Consider the following 15,399-nt stretch of genomic DNA (forward strand, 5'->3'; position numbering starts at 1 on the left):
CTGGGGGTCGGCGGGGCCCCTGGTGGGTCAGGGGCCCGCCGGACTCCCGTCAGACCTCTTCGACGCTGCTCGGCTCGCGCCGGGACAGGTCGATACCGAGCTCCTCCGCAGCGCGGAAGACGTCCTCGTCGGTGTCGCGCATCTCGATGGACATACCGTCGCTGGACAGCACCTCCACGTTCAGGCAGAGCGACTGCATCTCCTTGATGAGCACCTTGAAGGACTCGGGGATGCCGGGCTCGGGGATGTTCTCGCCCTTGACGATGGCCTCGTAGACCTTCACGCGGCCGGTGACGTCGTCGGACTTGATGGTCAGCAGCTCCTGGAGGGCGTACGCGGCGCCGTAGGCCTCGAGGGCCCACACCTCCATCTCACCGAACCGCTGGCCACCGAACTGCGCCTTACCACCCAGCGGCTGCTGGGTGATCATCGAGTACGGACCGGTCGAGCGGGCGTGCAGCTTGTCGTCGACCAGGTGGTGCAGCTTCAGGATGTACATGTAGCCGACCGAGATCGGGTCCGGGAACGGCTCACCGGAGCGGCCGTCGAACAGCCGCGCCTTGCCGGACGGAAGCACCATGCGCTCGCCGTCGCGGTTCGGGATGGTGTGCTGCAGCAGACCCGCCAGCTCGTCCTCGCGGGCACCGTCGAAGACCGGGGTCGCGACGTTGGTGCGCGGGGCGACCTGGTCGGCGCCGATGACCTGGAGGCGCTGGGCCCACTCGTCCGCGAGGCCGGAGACGTCCCAGCCACGGCTGGCGAGCCAGCCGAGGTGGATCTCCAGAACCTGTCCCGGGTTCATTCGGGACGGCACACCCAGCGGGTTGAGGATGATGTCGACCGGAGTTCCGTCCTCGAGGAACGGCATGTCCTCGATGGGCAGGATCTTCGAGATGACACCCTTGTTGCCGTGACGGCCGGCGAGCTTGTCACCGTCGGTGATCTTGCGCTTCTGCGCGACGTAGACGCGGACCAGCTGGTTCACGCCCGGCGGCAGCTCGTCGCCCTCCTCGCGGTCGAAGACGCGCACGCCGATGACCTTGCCGGTCTCGCCGTGCGGCACCTTCAGCGAGGTGTCGCGGACCTCACGGGCCTTCTCACCGAAGATCGCGCGCAGCAGGCGCTCCTCCGGGGTCAGCTCGGTCTCACCCTTCGGGGTCACCTTGCCGACGAGGATGTCGCCGGCGATGACCTCGGCACCGATGCGGATGATGCCGCGCTCGTCGAGGTCGGCGAGGACCTCCTCGGAGACGTTCGGGATGTCCCGGGTGATCTCCTCGGGGCCGAGCTTGGTGTCACGGGCGTCGACCTCGTGCTCCTCGATGTGGATCGAGGAGAGGACGTCGTCCTGCACGAGGCGCTGCGACAGGATGATCGCGTCCTCGTAGTTGTGACCCTCCCACGGCATGAACGCCACGAGCAGGTTCTTGCCCAGGGCCATCTCGCCGTTCTGGGTGGCCGGGCCATCGGCCAGCACCTGGCCGGTGACGACGCGGTCGCCCTCGTTGACGATGACCTTCTGGTTGACCGAGGTGCCCTGGTTGGACCGGGAGAACTTGGCCAGGCGGTACGTGATGTACGTGCCGTCGTCGTTGGCGGTGGTGATGTAGTCCGCGGAGACCTCCTGGACCACACCGTCCTTCTCGGCCTTGACCACGTCGCCGGCGTCGACCGCGGAGCGGTACTCCATGCCGGTGCCGACGAGCGGGGCCTCGGACTTAATCAGCGGCACGGCCTGACGCATCATGTTCGCGCCCATGAGGGCACGGTTGGCGTCGTCGTGCTCGAGGAAGGGGATCATGGCGGTCGCGACCGACACCATCTGGCGCGGCGAGACGTCCATGTAGTCCACGTCCTCGGGACCGACGTAGTCGACCTCGCCGCCACGGCGGCGGACCAGCACGCGGGCCTCGGCGAACCGCATCTCGTCGTTCAGCGGCGCGTTGGCCTGCGCGATGACGAAGCGGTCCTCCTCGTCGGCGGTCAGGTAGTCGACCTCGTCGCTGACCTGGCCGTCGACGACCTTGCGGTACGGCGTCTCGATGAAACCGAACGCGTTGACCCGGCCGTAGGAGGCGAGCGAGCCGATCAGACCGATGTTCGGGCCTTCCGGCGTCTCGATCGGGCACATGCGGCCGTAGTGCGACGGGTGAACGTCACGGACCTCGAAGCCGGCCCGCTCACGGGAGAGACCACCCGGGCCGAGGGCGTTCAGACGACGCTTGTGCGTCAGCCCCGACAGCGGGTTGTTCTGGTCCATGAACTGGGACAGCTGGCTGGTGCCGAAGAACTCCTTGATGGAGGCGACGACCGGCCGGATGTTGATCAGCGTCTGCGGCGTGATCGCCTCGACGTCCTGGGTGGTCATGCGCTCGCGCACGACACGCTCCATACGGGCGAGACCCGTACGGACCTGGTTCTGGATCAGCTCACCGACGCTGCGGATGCGACGGTTGCCGAAGTGGTCGATGTCATCGGTCTCGACCATGATCGAGCGGCCGGACTCACCGGTCGTCTCGGTCTCGCCGGCGTGCAGCTTCACCAGGTACTTGATGGTGGCGATGACGTCGTCGGTGGTGAGCACACCGGCGTCCAGCGGCTCGTCCGCGCCGAGCTTCTTGTTCACCTTGTAGCGGCCGACCTTGGCGAGGTCGTAACGCTTCGGGTTGAAGTAGAGGTTCTCCAGCAGCGTCTGCGCGGCCTCACGCGTGGGGGGCTCGCCCGGACGCAGCTTGCGGTAGATGTCGAGCAGCGCGTCGTCCTGGCCCTGGGTGTGGTCCTTCTCCAGGGTGGCGCGCATCGACTCGTACTCGCCGAACTCCTCGAGGATCTGCTCGGTCGTCCAGCCGAGGGCCTTCAGCAGCACGGTGACCGACTGCTTGCGCTTGCGGTCGATGCGGACACCGACCATGTCGCGCTTGTCGATCTCCATCTCCAGCCAGGCACCCCGGGACGGGATGATCTTGGCGGAGAAGATGTCCTTGTCGGACGTCTTGTCGATGGTGGAGTCGAAGTAGACACCGGGGGAACGGACCAGCTGAGACACCACGACACGCTCGGTGCCGTTGATGACGAAGGTGCCCTTGTTCGTCATGAGCGGGAAGTCGCCCATGAAGACCGTCTGGGACTTGATCTCACCGGTCTCGTTGTTGGTGAACTCGGCGGTGACGAAGAGCGGGGCGGCGTACGTGAAGTCGCGCTCCTTGCACTCGTCGATGGAGTTCTTCGGCGGCTCGAAGCGGTGGTCCCGGAACGTCAGGGACATCGACCCGGAGAAGTCCTCGATCGGGGAGATCTCCTCGAAGATCTCCTCCAGACCGGACTTGGTGGGGACGTCCTGACCGTTCTCCAGAGCCTCCTCGACCCGACTCTGCCAGGCGGTGTTGCCGAGCAGCCAGTCGAAGCTCTCGGTCTGCAGCGCGAGCAGGTTCGGAACCTCGAGAGGCTCCTTGATCTTTGCAAAGGAGATGCGCAGCGGGGCGGTGCTGGCGCCGTTGTTCGTATTCGCGGTCGAGGCATTGCGCGAGGCGGCCAAGAGGGGGTCCTTCCGAGGGCTCGGACTCACTACGCGCGTACCGGCCCCTCCCCCGTACACAGAGACAGAAACCCCAGGTCAAGGGAGGTTCGGTCATCAGTGCTCGAGTGAGGGCAGACCCCTGGTGACGGGCAGGGGACAGCTAACAGGCAGCGCAAAGGGTCAGTGTAGCCACTTGGCACACTGATGTCCAGTGCGGGTTTTTCGAGACCCTCGCTGTGCTCACCGCTCTTGTCAACGCCCTCGGCATGCCTGCTCTCAACGCACGTTGATACTGCCCTCTTCGTCGTCGATCCATGCCTCGGATTCGGATCCTTGTGACGACGCGTCCTGAGAATTGCGCGCTGCGTGCGGTTCGTCAAGGCCCCACAGTCCGAAGCGGATCGTGGCGGAGACACGACGAAGATCACCTTACCCCTCGCCGTAGCGAGTGCAAGGCAACCGCGGCCGGGCCCCGGATACGCCGAAGAGCGACCACCCGGATGGATGATCGCTCTTCGGTGCGGTCGCGTTACAGCCCTACGGGGCACTTTTAACGGTGCCACCCGGCTGCGCTCGCCTCGCGTTCGAGTCCTGGGGACCCGGAAAGGTCTTACTTGACCTCGACGGACGCGCCGGCGCCCTTGAGGGCCTCGGCGGCCTTGTCGGCGGCCTCCTTGTTGACCTTCTCGAGGACCGGCTTCGGGGTGCCGTCGACGAGGTCCTTGGCCTCCTTCAGACCCAGGGAGGTCAGCTCACGCACGACCTTGATGACCTGGATCTTCTTCTCGCCGGCGCCGGTGAGGATGACGTCGAACTCGTCCTTCTCCTCCTCGGCCTCGGCGGCGGCGCCACCAGCGGCACCACCGGCGACGACGACCGGCGCGGCAGCGGCGGCGGTGACGTCGAACTTCTCCTCGAAGGCCTTCACGAACTCGGAGAGCTCGATGAGGGTCATCTCCTCGAACTGGGCAAGCAGCTCGTCCTGGGTGAGCTTCGCCATGATGGCGGTCCTTCCACTCAAATCGGCAGGTGCCGGATGTACTGGATAAGGCGGGCGTACGTCGGCCCGCTGCGACCCGCGCCGTTGGTGCGGGTCAGAAAGCGAGCCGAATTACTCGGCACCGCCCTGCTCGGCCTGCTTGGCGCGCAGCGCGTCCACGGTGCGGACGAGCTTCGACGGCAGCGCCTGGAAGACGGAGGCAGCCTGGGACTGCTTCGCCTTGAAGGCACCGGCCAGCTTGCTGAGCAGAACCTCGCGGGACTCGAGGTCCGCAAGCTTCTTGATCTCGTCGGCGGACAGCGCCTTGCCGTCAAGGACACCGCCCTTGATGACGAGATTGGGGTTCTCCTTGGCGAAGTCACGCAGACCCTTCGCCGACTCCACCGGGTCACCGGTGACGAAGGCGACGGCCGTCGGGCCAGCGAAGAGCTGGTCCTCCAGCGTGATCCCGGCCTCCTTGGCCGCAATCTTGGTCAGCGTGTTCTTCACCACGGCGTACTGGGCGTTCTCACCGAGCGACCGGCGCAGCGTCTTGAGCTGCGCCACGGTGAGACCGCGGTACTCGGTCAGCACGGCGGCGTTGGAGCTGCGGAACTTGTCCGTCAGCTCCGCAACCGCGGCAGCCTTGTCGGGCCTCGCCATAGAGCCTCGGCCTCCTTCCGGGTGATTCGGACCGCGCGGACCCGAAGGAGGACTGGGGAAAACGAAACGCCCCGGCGCAGGCGCACGGGGCGGACTCGACCGGCCGCGCACACGCTCGGCGCGCGCACTCCGGGAGTTCTTCCACTGTCACCTGCGCGGGTCGCCCACTTTTCAGCGGATCCTTCGGCCACCGCGCCCTCGTTCAGAGCGCACGGTAACGACCAGCGGTCTTTGGCTTCTGCAAGAGAGTACGGGACCGGGGCGCCGTCGAGCAAATCGGGCTCCACGGCGCCCCGGGCCCGCGGTGGGGTCAGGAGCTGATGCCGGAGCCGCTCGCGGTGTTCGCCGACCCCGGGGTGCCGAGGGACTTCATCAGGTCCTTGAAGTCCTTGGTGTCGCTCGCCGGGGGCGCCTGGACGGAGACCGGGACGCCGTAGTCGCTGTAGTAGGCGGTGCTGCTCAGGACGCCCTTGTTCGTGTCCGCCTTCTCGGTCTTCTTCACCAGCAGATTCTGGTCGTCGATCCAGATGTCGACGGTGTCCGTGGTGATGCCGGCCTGGTCGAGCTGCGTCTTCAGGGCCGACAGCTGCTGCGCGCTGAGGTTGCTGCTCCTGCCCGCGAGGTCGGCGACGTTCACCGTGCCGGCGTAATGCCTGGTGTGGACGCCGGAGACCGTCTCGGTGCCGACCTTCTTCACGTCACCGGAGGCCAGCAGCATCTTCACGGCCTGGTTCGGCGTGGACGACTGGGCCTGGTCCTTCATGTACGCACCGGATGCGCCGCCGAGCTTGGCGAGGTCGCCGTACCCGTACTTCAGCCAGTGCTTACCGCCCGCCTGCCGGGCGAACGCGTCGCTCATGCGGGCGTAGTACGCGTCCGGCAGGTAGCGGGCCTGCGTCGACGCGGAACCGGCCTTGCGCATCATCTCGGCCATCTGGCCGCCGGTGTACGTGATCGTGAGGTTGCCCGTGAGTCCGTGGCCCCAGGCCAAGGCGCCGTTCCCGGTCGCCGTCATCAGGGTGCCGAGGGACATGGTGGAGCGCACCTTCGCCGAGTCCGCCTTGTCGGTGGACTGCGCGGCCGTGCGCAGGGCGGCGATGGGGCTGACGTTGATCGCGGTGTCGCCGGCCGCCCTGCCGCCCTTCCCGGAGTCGGCGGAGCCGCAGGCGGCCACCCCGGTCAGTGCGGCCACCACCGCCGCGGAAAGGGTCACCCGGCGCGCCGTCGTGCTCTTCATCTGGTCCTCCCCCATGCAAGTCGTGTACCTGCACCGTAATCCAGGCCACCGACAGTCGTACGAAAGCTCGCACAAAGAAAGGACGGACCCCGCACCTGGAAGGTTGCGGGGCCCGCCCTCTCCTTACGCGTACCTGACGCGGCTACCGGGGGAGCGGAAGGCTCAGACGGCGGCCGGGTCCTCCTCGACGAGGAGGTTGCGGGTGCGGTTCGGGTCGACCGGGATGCCGGGGCCCATCGTGGTGGTGATGGCGGCCTTCTTGATGTAGCGACCCTTGGCGGCGGACGGCTTCAGACGGAGGATCTCCTCCAGCGCGGCGCCGTAGTTCTCCACCAGCTTGGCGTCGTCGAAGGACGCCTTGCCGATGATGAAGTGCAGGTTCGAGTGCTTGTCGACGCGGAACTCGATCTTGCCGCCCTTGATGTCGGTGACGGCCTTGGCGACGTCGGGGGTGACGGTGCCGGTCTTCGGGTTCGGCATCAGACCACGCGGGCCGAGGACGCGGCCGAGGCGGCCGACCTTGCCCATGAGGTCCGGGGTGGCGACGACGGCGTCGAAGTCCAGACGGCCCTTCGCCACCTCGTCGATGAGTTCGTCGGAGCCGACGATGTCGGCGCCCGCGGCCTCCGCGGCCGCAGCACGGTCACCGGTCGCGAAGACCAGGACCCGGGCAGTCTTGCCGGTGCCGTGCGGCAGGTTCACGGTGCCACGGACCATCTGGTCGGCCTTGCGCGGGTCGACACCCAGGCGGAAGGCGACCTCGACGGTGCCGTCGAACTTGGTCGTGGAGGTCTCCTTGGCGAGACGGACGGCCTCGAGCGGGGCGTACAGCTTCTCCCGGTCGACCTTGGCGTCCGCAGCGCGGAGAGCCTTGCTGCGCTTGCTCACAACTTGCTCCTGTGTGTTCTGAAAGGAGTCGTGGTCCCTGGGCCGAGCAGGCCCTGCCACGTGCGACCGGCTACGGCCGCATGACTACTGGTGGGTGAGGTCAGCCCTCGACCGTGACGCCCATGGAACGCGCGGTGCCGGCGATGATCTTCGCCGCGGCGTCCAGGTCGTTCGCGTTCAGGTCGGGCATCTTGGTCTGGGCGATCTCGCGGACCTGCGCCTCGGTGATCTTGGCGACCTTGGTCTTGTGCGGCTCGCCGGAGCCCTTCTCGATGCCCGCGGCCTTGAGGATCATCTTCGCGGCCGGCGGCGTCTTGGTGATGAAGGTGAAGGAGCGGTCCTCGTAGACCGTGATCTCCACCGGGATGACCCAACCGCGCTGCGACTCGGTCGCGGCGTTGTAGGCCTTGCAGAACTCCATGATGTTGACGCCGTGCTGACCCAGCGCGGGGCCGACCGGCGGGGCCGGGTTGGCGGCACCGGCCTGGATCTGGAGCTTGATGAGCCCCGTGACCTTCTTCTTCTTGGGAGGCATTGCTCTCCGGGTCCTTTCATTCGGGTCCATGCCCGCGCGAGGATCGCGATCCTGACGCAGGCATACCGCGCAACGATAACGGGTATGAATGCGCGGCCAAAAACCGTGCAGGTCAGGCGGACCGTGAGGGCCTGCCTGACCTGCGCGGAAGCATGAAGTCCGAAGAAGTCCGAAAGGGACTGTTTCCGGACTAGTTCTTCTGGATCTGGTCGAAGGACAGCTCGACCGGCGTCTCCCGGCCGAAGATCTCCACCAGGCCCTTGACCTTCTTCGAGTCGGGGTTGATCTCGTTGATGGTCGCCTGCAGCGTGGCGAACGGGCCGTCGGTGACGGTGACCGAGTCGCCGACCTCGAAGTCCAGCACCTGCACCTCGACCTTGCGCTGCGGGGCGGGCTTGCCCTCGGCCTCGGCGGCCTCGCGGGCGGCCTTCTCCTCGGCCTCCGGGGCGAGCATCTTGACGATCTCGTCCAGGGTCAGCGGGTACGGGTCGTAGGCGTTGCCGACGAAGCCGGTGACGCCCGGCGTGTTGCGCACGACGCCCCAGGACTCGTTGGTCAGGTCCATGCGGACCAGTACGTAACCCGGCAGCTTGTTCTGCTTGATCGTCTTGCGGTCGCCGTTCTTGATCTGGACGACCTCTTCCTGCGGCACCTCGGCCTGGAAGATGTAGTCCTCGACGTTCAGCGAGACGGCGCGCTGCTCCAGGTTGGTCTTCACGCGGTTCTCGTAGCCGGCGTACGTGTGGATGACGTACCACTCGCCGGGGAGGGTGCGCAGTTCCTCGCGCAGGGCCGCGACGGGGTCCACGGGCTCGGCCGGCTCCTCATCGGCGGCCTCGGCGGCAGCCTCTTCGGCCTGTTCCGCGTCCTCGTCCTCGTCCTCGACGTTCAGGGCAGCCTCTTCGGCCGGCTCCCCCGCCTCGGCCTCGGCAGCCTCGAACTCGTCCTGCTCGTCCGCGCCCTCGACGATGTCGAGCTCGTCGTCCACCATCTCGGCAGCGGTCCCGCGAGACTCGATGGCGTCGTCGTTCAGGTTCGGGTCAGACACGATGGCTGCTTCTTCCTGGATACATAGTGGTGGAACATGCGAAAACGGGCGCCGGTGCCACGGCGCCCTTCGCTCTTGGCTCAGCCGAAGACGTACTTGGCCGCGTGGTTGAGCCCATAGTCAATCACGGTCACCAACGCGATCATGATGGCGACGAAGAAGATCACCACGGTGGTGTACGACGTCAGCTGGTTGCGCGTCGGCCAGACGACCTTGCGGAGCTCCGCGATGATCTGGCGGTAGAAGGTGGCCAGGCGCTTCAGCGGGCCCTTCTTGGCGCGCTTACCACCCTTGCGGGCCTTCTTCTTGGACTCGAGCGCCTCGTCCTGGGCATCAGGCGTGTCGATGGAGCCCACGGCGTCCGTCATTCTGCCTCACCTGATTCCGGGTCGTGGCCGTGCCGCGCCCGGTCTGAGCCGCACGGCGGTGCAATCGCTGTACGTACATGCGCACACATCCTGGCGGTGTGTGTAGCAGGGCCGGAGGGACTTGAACCCCCAACCGCCGGTTTTGGAGACCGGTGCTCTACCAATTGAGCTACGACCCTTCGCGTCCCCCCAAACGTACCGCATCCGGACGGGTGCGCGGTGTGCACCTGTTTCGGCGGCGGCTGCTGGAGGCCAACGAGGTGAGAGTGTACGTGGTCCGCGGCCCGGCGTCGAACAGAAAGCGCCCGTACGGGGCGGCGTGACCAAAGATCGTCCTGGCCGGGGACCGGATTCGGACCCGTGTTCACGTGCCGACCCCTGGCTGTTCAGTCTGTGAAACCCGCGTGCCGGGGGTGTTTCCGGTCTGGAACGATGGGCTCCATGAGCGCTGCAACCCCACCCACCGAGCGCCGGGTCTCCGCCCGAGTCGGCGCGATCTCCGAGTCCGCCACCCTCGCCGTGGACGCCAAGGCCAAGGCCCTGAAGGCCGCCGGGCGTCCGGTGATCGGCTTCGGCGCCGGTGAGCCCGACTTCCCGACCCCGGACTACATCGTCGAGGCGGCCGTCGAGGCCTGCAAGAACCCCAAGTACCACCGTTACACCCCGGCCGGCGGCCTGCCCGAGCTGAAGGCCGCCATCGCCGCGAAGACGCTGCGCGACTCCGGCTGGGAGCCCGACGTCTCGCAGATCCTCGTCACCAACGGCGGCAAGCAGGCCATCTACGAGGCGTTCGCGGCGATCCTCGACCCGGGCGACGAGGTCATCGTCCCGGCGCCGTACTGGACGACGTACCCGGAGTCGATCCGCCTGGCCGGCGGTGTCCCGGTGGAGGTCGTCGCCGACGAGACCACCGGCTACCGCGTCACCGTGGAGCAGCTGGAGGCGGCGCGCACGGAGAAGACGAAGGTCGTGCTCTTCGTCTCCCCGTCCAACCCGACCGGCGCGGTGTACTCCGAGGCCGAGACCGAGGCGATCGGCCGCTGGGCCGTGGAGCACGGCCTGTGGGTGCTGACCGACGAGATCTACGAGCACCTGGTCTACGGCGACGCCGCCGCCGTCTCCCTGGCGGGCCTCTTCCCCGAGCTGCGCGACAAGTGCGTCGTGGTCAACGGCGTGGCCAAGACGTACGCCATGACCGGCTGGCGCGTGGGCTGGGTCATCGGCCCGAAGGATGTCGTCAAGGCCGCGACCAACCTGCAGTCGCACGCCACCTCCAACGTCTCCAACGTGGCCCAGGTGGCCGCCCTCGCCGCCGTCTCCGGTGACCTCCAGGCCGTGTCGAGGATGCGCGAGGCCTTCGACCGGCGCCGCAAGACCATCGTGCGGATGCTCAACGAGATCGACGGCGTGGTCTGCCCGGAGCCCGAGGGCGCGTTCTACGCCTACCCGTCGGTCAAGGCCCTGCTCGGCAAGGAGATCCGCGGCAAGCGTCCGCGGGACACCGTCGAGCTGGCCGCGCTGATCCTGGAGGAGGCCGAGGTCGCGGTCGTCCCGGGCGAGGCGTTCGGCACGCCGGGCTATCTGCGGCTGTCGTACGCGCTCGGCGACGAGGACCTCGTCGAGGGCGTGAGCCGCATCCAGAAGCTGCTGGCGGAGGCGCGGGACTAGTTCCGTTGGCGAGCTCCTCTGTCGAGCTCCTCGTCTTCGAGCTCTACGCGCGCGTGCGGGCCGTTTCCCCCGGGGGGAGGCGGCCCGCTTCCGTGTGCGAGCAAGACCACGTACGGGGAAACGGCTACCGGTGCGACAGGTGCGTACGGCAGGATCCTGGGATGGAGCGTGTACGTGATGTCTCTGAACTGCCGAAAGCTCATCTGCACCTGCACTTCACCGGTTCGATGCGACCGGGCACCGTCCTGGAACTGGCCGACAAGCACGGCGTACGTCTGCCCGAGACCCTGACGGAAGCGCTGACCAGCGGCGAACCGCCCAGGCTGCGGGCCACCGACGAACGGGGCTGGTTCCGCTTCCAACGGCTGTACGACGCGGCGCGCTCCTGCCTGCGCGAACCGGAGGACATCCAGCGCCTGGTCCGGGAGGCCGCCGAGGAGGACCTGAAGGACGGCTCGGGCTGGCTGGAGATCCAGGTGGATCCGACGTCGTACGCGCCCCGGCTGGGCGGTCTGATCCCGGCCCTTGAGATCATCCTCGACGCGGTGGACACGACGTCCCGGGAGACCGGGCTCGGCATGCGCGTGCTGGTCGCCGCCAACCGCATGAAGCACCCGCTGGACGCCCGCATGCTGGCCCGCCTCGCGGTGCGCTACGCGGACCGGGGCGTGGTCGGCTTCGGGCTCTCCAACGACGAGCGGCGGGGCATGGCCCGGGACTTCGACCGCGCCTTCCACATCGCGCGCGAGGGCGGTCTGCTGTCGGCTCCCCACGGCGGCGAGCTGACCGGCCCCGCCTCGGTGCGCGACTGCCTGGACGACCTGCACGCCTCGCGGATCGGACACGGCGTGCGCGCCGCGGAGGACCCGCGGCTGCTGAAGCGGCTGGCCGACCGGGGCGTGACCTGCGAGGTGTGCCCGGCCTCGAACGTGGCCCTCGGTGTGTACGAGAAACCCGAGGACGTGCCGCTGCGCACCTTCTTCGAGGCGGGCGTCCCGATGGCCCTCGGCGCCGACGACCCGCTGCTGTTCGGCTCCCGGCTGGCCGCGCAGTACGAGATCGCCCGGCAAGGCCACGGCTTCTCGGACGCCGAGCTCGCCGAGCTGGCCCGGCAGTCGGTGCGGGCCTCGGCCGCCCCGGCGGACGTCAGGGCGCGGTTGCTGGCGGGCGTGGACGACTGGCTGGCCCGGCCGGCCGCCTGAAGGGCTCGCCCGGCCGTCCGAAGTGGGCGTACGGCGGACAGGGCTTGAAGCGGACCAGCACATCGACCGGGTGCCGGCCACCGGACGGCTGGACCAGTGCGGGCAGCTCAGCCATCCACGTCGCGCATCCCTTGGCGGCGTTCTTCCGGTACGGCCCGTTGCCCGCCGCGTATGCGAACCAGGTGGCCGTCTCGGCGAACACGTCCCTGCCGCCGAAGAGGAAGAACGTACGCGCGTGCTGGCGTGCCGCAGCACGTCCCGGAGGCCTGGCCGCTCGAAGCGCTCGCGCCGGACGGCGGCGTCACGCGCGGTGCGTGTCTCGCCGGTCCGTACGGTCAGCGGGTTGCCCGCGCGCGGCTTCCGGCGCAGCTCGGGCCACCGGCTGGGGCGCGGTCCGAGCGTGTGATGGACGAGGACCAGGTCGACCGGCTCGCCGACGCCCTCGTCGGGCGGGACGCCGTAGCGCAGCGGCACATGGACGACGGTGTGCCGGGAGTACGCGGCGAAGGAGAGGAGAACAGGGCCGCCATCCGGCTCAGCCCGTCGTGGTCGCCGAGCAGCAGGCCGATGGGGGCGCGCGAGGAGGTTTGGCGCAAGGGAAGCCGTGGCTGGACGATCCGGTAGGCGTGCGGCCCGTTGCGGGGCCGGAACTCGCGCAGCCTCAGCCGCACGGGGGGTCTTCCCTGGAGGGCTTTGTCATGCTCTCAGCATGGAGGTCACTCCGAGGCCCGCACAACGGAGATTCCGTCCAGCAGCGTCTTCGCGAGCCGCGCGGAGAACTCCTCGACCGGCGGCCGCTCTCCCGTGTCGGTCGCGTCGTAGGCGAACGCGCGCTGCGCGCAGGCGCCCAGCAGCAGGGACGCGGCCGCGAAGGTGTCGGCGCCGGCGCGGACGCGGCCGGCGTCCTGCTCGGCGCGGAGGTAGGCGTCGAGGTCCTGGAGGGGCCTGTGCGGGCCGGAACCGAGCTTGCGCAGGGCGTCGAAGTGGCGCCGCCTGAGCTGGGGCTCGGCGTACAGGGAGGCGGCGATCGGGAAGCTCTGCTCGTAGAAGAGGGCGGCCTGGCGGGCGATCTCGGTGAGGTTGCCCTCGAGGGTGCCCTGTCCCGGCTCGGTGGCCAGACTGCTGAGCAGCGGGGTGAGCCGGGGCAGCCGCTCGGCGAGCACGCGTACGAACAGGTCTTCCTTGCTGTCGAAGTACTTGTAGAGGGCCGCCTCGGAGCAGCCGGCCGCTCGCGCGATCTCCTTGGTGGTGGCGCGGGCGAGTCCGACGGTGAGCATGAGCTCGTGAGCGGCGTCGAGAATGCGCACACGCGCCGGCTTCTGCTCCATGGGGCTCCGATCGGGGCTTGACGAGTGGGTGAGTGCTTACCCACTCTAGAGGCACCACGAGTGAGTGAATACTCACCCACCAGCCCCGCCTACGGGAGCACACATGAACATCACCGTTTTCGGCGCCACCGGCGGCATCGGCCGGGAGATCGTGCGCCAGGCGCTCGGCGCCGGCCACCGGGTGACCGCCGTGGTCCGCGATCCGGCCCGGCTCGACGTCACCGGGGACGCCCTGGAGGTGTTCCGCGCCGACCTGACCGACCCCGAGGCGCTGCGTACCGCCGTCGGGGGCCGGGACGCGGTCCTCTCCGGCCTGGGCGCACGCAGCCGCAAGGACGCCGGGGTCGCCACGCGGCTGACCCGTACGGTCCTCGCCACGATGGAGGAGGAGGGCGTACGACGGCTGCTCGTGGTCAGCGCGGGTCCCGTCGGCCCCGCCCCCGAGGGCGACGGCGCTCTGGACCGCACCATGCGTGGCCTGGTGTCGGCCGCGCTCAAGGACGTCTACACCGATCTGCGCGGTATGGAGGCGGAGCTGGCCCGCAGCGGCACGGACTGGACATCCGTACGGCCGCCGCGCCTGCAGAACAAGCCGCTCACCGGTCGCTACCGCACCGTCGTCGGCGGCTTCCCGCGCAGGGGCCGCTTCATCGCACGCGCGGACGTCGCCCACGCGATGCTGGCGATGATCGACGACGAGAGCACGGTGAAGCAGGGAGTGGGCGTGGCGTACTAGGGGGCCGTACCAGGGGCGTACGGTCTTGCGCCTCGTCCGAACAGCACGCCTAGAGGCTGACGCCGACCGTCACCGGCTCGTTGACGAGCGTGATCCCGAAGGCCTCGTGGACGCCGGCGACCACCTCGCGGGCCAGCGCCAGCAGGTCCTCCGTGGTGGCGCCGCCACGGTTGGTGAGGGCGAGGGTGTGCTTGGTGGAAATACGGGCCGGTCCGGTGCCGTAGCCCTTGGTGAAGCCCGCCTTGTCGATCAGCCAGGCCGCGGAGGTCTTCGTACGGCCCTCCCCCGCCGGGTAGGCGGGCGGCTCGACGCCGTCGCCCAGCCGCTCGCGCACGCGCGCGTGGAACGCGGCGAACTGCTCGTCGGTGAGGATCGGGTTGGTGAAGAAGGACCCGGCGGACCAGGTGTCGTGGTCCTCGGCGTCGAGGACCATGCCTTTGCCGGCGCGCAGCTTCAGCACGGTCTCGCGGGCCTCGGCCAGCGGCACCCGGTCCCCCGGCTCGACACCGAGCGCGCGCGCCGCCTCGGCGTACTTGACCGGCGCGGACAGCCCGCCTGCGTCCTCCAGCTCGAAGCGGACCCGCAGCACCACGTAGCGCTCGGGGTCCGCCTTGAAGCGGCTGTGGCGGTACGAGAAGGCGCACTCCTCGTTCGTGAGCGTGACGGTCTCGCCGGCGCGCCGGTCGTAGGCGCTGACCTCGGTAATGGTGGAGGAGACCTCCTGGCCGTAGGCGCCCACGTTCTGGATCGGCGTCGCGCCAGCGGATCCCGGGATACCGGCCAGGCATTCGATCCCGGCGAGCCCCGCCTCGACCGTGCGGGCGACGGCGTCCGTCCACACCTCGCCGGCGGCCAGCTCCAGCGTCGTGCCGCGCAGCTCGACCCCGCGCGTGGCGATGCGCAGGGCGGTGCCGTCGAAGCCCTTGTCGCCGATGACCAGGTTCGACCCACCGCCGATGACCAGCATCGGTGTCCCGCTGTCGTCGGCCTCCCGCACGGCGGCGATCACCTCGGCGTCGGTCACCGCAGTGACCAGCCGCGTCGCGGGACCGCCCAGCCGGAAGGTGGTCAGCGGGGCAAGAGGGGCGTCGTGGAGTACCTGCACGCGCCCAAGACTACGAGACGCCTCCGACAGCCCGACATCCACGCGACCACCGCCCGCAAAGCCACGCCGAACCCCGGTGCCGGTCGCGGCCGGCCGCTCCCGCCGGCCCGCGCAGGCCGGCACGC

13 protein-coding genes, 1 tRNA gene and 1 pseudogene are annotated in these 15,399 nt (G+C 68.8%); 3 read left to right on the forward strand and 12 right to left on the reverse strand.

Going from position 1 to position 15,399, the window contains the following annotated elements; genetic code table 11:
• Positions 1–49: 49 nt before the first annotated feature.
• From rpoB to AB0L59_RS07515, 9 genes are all read right to left on the reverse strand, one after another.
• A complete protein-coding gene (gene rpoB / locus AB0L59_RS07475) occupies positions 50–3,535 on the reverse strand; it encodes a DNA-directed RNA polymerase subunit beta (protein ID WP_365580409.1) in 3,486 nt (1,161 codons plus the stop codon).
• Positions 3,536–4,127: 592 nt separating this feature from the next.
• Positions 4,128–4,517 (reverse strand): 50S ribosomal protein L7/L12, encoded by a 390-nt coding sequence (gene rplL / locus AB0L59_RS07480; RefSeq protein ID WP_356940776.1) that lies wholly within the window; start codon positions 4,515–4,517, stop codon positions 4,128–4,130.
• A gap of 111 nt (positions 4,518–4,628) precedes the next feature.
• Positions 4,629–5,159 (reverse strand): 50S ribosomal protein L10, encoded by a 531-nt coding sequence (gene rplJ, locus AB0L59_RS07485; protein WP_030601305.1) that lies wholly within the window; start codon positions 5,157–5,159, stop codon positions 4,629–4,631.
• 310 nt (positions 5,160–5,469) lie between these two features.
• Entirely contained in the window at positions 5,470–6,396 is a 927-nt protein-coding gene (locus tag AB0L59_RS07490; protein ID WP_365580412.1) for a hypothetical protein, read from the reverse strand.
• A 162-nt stretch (positions 6,397–6,558) separates the two neighbouring features.
• Positions 6,559–7,284 carry a 50S ribosomal protein L1 gene (gene rplA / locus AB0L59_RS07495; RefSeq protein ID WP_225824988.1) on the reverse strand — a complete coding sequence of 242 codons (726 nt, stop codon included), beginning with the start codon at positions 7,282–7,284 and terminating at the stop codon, positions 6,559–6,561.
• Positions 7,285–7,384: 100 nt separating this feature from the next.
• Positions 7,385–7,819, reverse strand: coding sequence for a 50S ribosomal protein L11 (gene rplK / locus AB0L59_RS07500; RefSeq protein ID WP_030345386.1), 435 nt, complete (start codon positions 7,817–7,819; stop codon positions 7,385–7,387).
• 190 nt (positions 7,820–8,009) lie between these two features.
• Positions 8,010–8,867 (reverse strand): transcription termination/antitermination protein NusG, encoded by an 858-nt coding sequence (nusG, locus tag AB0L59_RS07505; RefSeq protein WP_365580415.1) that lies wholly within the window; start codon positions 8,865–8,867, stop codon positions 8,010–8,012.
• Positions 8,868–8,947: 80 nt separating this feature from the next.
• Entirely contained in the window at positions 8,948–9,235 is a 288-nt protein-coding gene (gene secE / locus AB0L59_RS07510; RefSeq protein WP_023547417.1) for a preprotein translocase subunit SecE, read from the reverse strand.
• Between the two features lie 106 nt (positions 9,236–9,341).
• Positions 9,342–9,414, reverse strand: a tRNA-Trp gene (locus tag AB0L59_RS07515).
• Between the two features lie 262 nt (positions 9,415–9,676).
• Here AB0L59_RS07515 and AB0L59_RS07520 point away from each other — a divergent pair.
• Together AB0L59_RS07520 and AB0L59_RS07525 are read left to right on the forward strand one after the other, a co-directional pair.
• The gene (locus tag AB0L59_RS07520; protein WP_365580418.1) at positions 9,677–10,903 is read left to right on the forward strand and encodes a pyridoxal phosphate-dependent aminotransferase; all 1,227 of its coding nucleotides are present in this window, start codon (positions 9,677–9,679) and stop codon (positions 10,901–10,903) included.
• A 161-nt stretch (positions 10,904–11,064) separates the two neighbouring features.
• Positions 11,065–12,105: an adenosine deaminase gene (locus AB0L59_RS07525; RefSeq protein WP_365580421.1), complete on the forward strand. Its 1,041-nt coding sequence runs from the start codon at positions 11,065–11,067 to the stop codon at positions 12,103–12,105.
• Here AB0L59_RS07525 and AB0L59_RS07530 read toward each other — a convergent pair.
• Together AB0L59_RS07530 and AB0L59_RS07535 are read right to left on the reverse strand one after the other, a co-directional pair.
• A pseudogene (locus tag AB0L59_RS07530) lies at positions 12,050–12,776 on the reverse strand (hypothetical protein). The gene AB0L59_RS07525 and the pseudogene AB0L59_RS07530 overlap by 56 nt on opposite strands.
• 45 nt (positions 12,777–12,821) lie before the next feature.
• On the reverse strand, positions 12,822–13,433 hold the full coding sequence (locus AB0L59_RS07535) for a helix-turn-helix domain-containing protein (RefSeq protein ID WP_365580423.1): 612 nt from the start codon (positions 13,431–13,433) through the stop codon (positions 12,822–12,824).
• Between the two features lie 103 nt (positions 13,434–13,536).
• Here AB0L59_RS07535 and AB0L59_RS07540 point away from each other — a divergent pair, with 103 nt between their 5' ends.
• Positions 13,537–14,169 (forward strand): NAD(P)H-binding protein, encoded by a 633-nt coding sequence (locus AB0L59_RS07540; RefSeq protein WP_365580426.1) that lies wholly within the window; start codon positions 13,537–13,539, stop codon positions 14,167–14,169.
• A 49-nt stretch (positions 14,170–14,218) separates the two neighbouring features.
• On the opposite strand, the gene AB0L59_RS07545 is transcribed toward AB0L59_RS07540, so the two are convergent.
• Positions 14,219–15,304 carry a UDP-N-acetylmuramate dehydrogenase gene (locus AB0L59_RS07545; RefSeq protein ID WP_365580958.1) on the reverse strand — a complete coding sequence of 362 codons (1,086 nt, stop codon included), beginning with the start codon at positions 15,302–15,304 and terminating at the stop codon, positions 14,219–14,221.
• Positions 15,305–15,399: the final 95 nt, after the last annotated feature.

This window comes from Streptomyces sp. NPDC052109 (assembly GCF_040680195.1).
Taxonomy (GTDB): Bacteria; Actinomycetota; Actinomycetes; order Streptomycetales; family Streptomycetaceae; genus Streptomyces.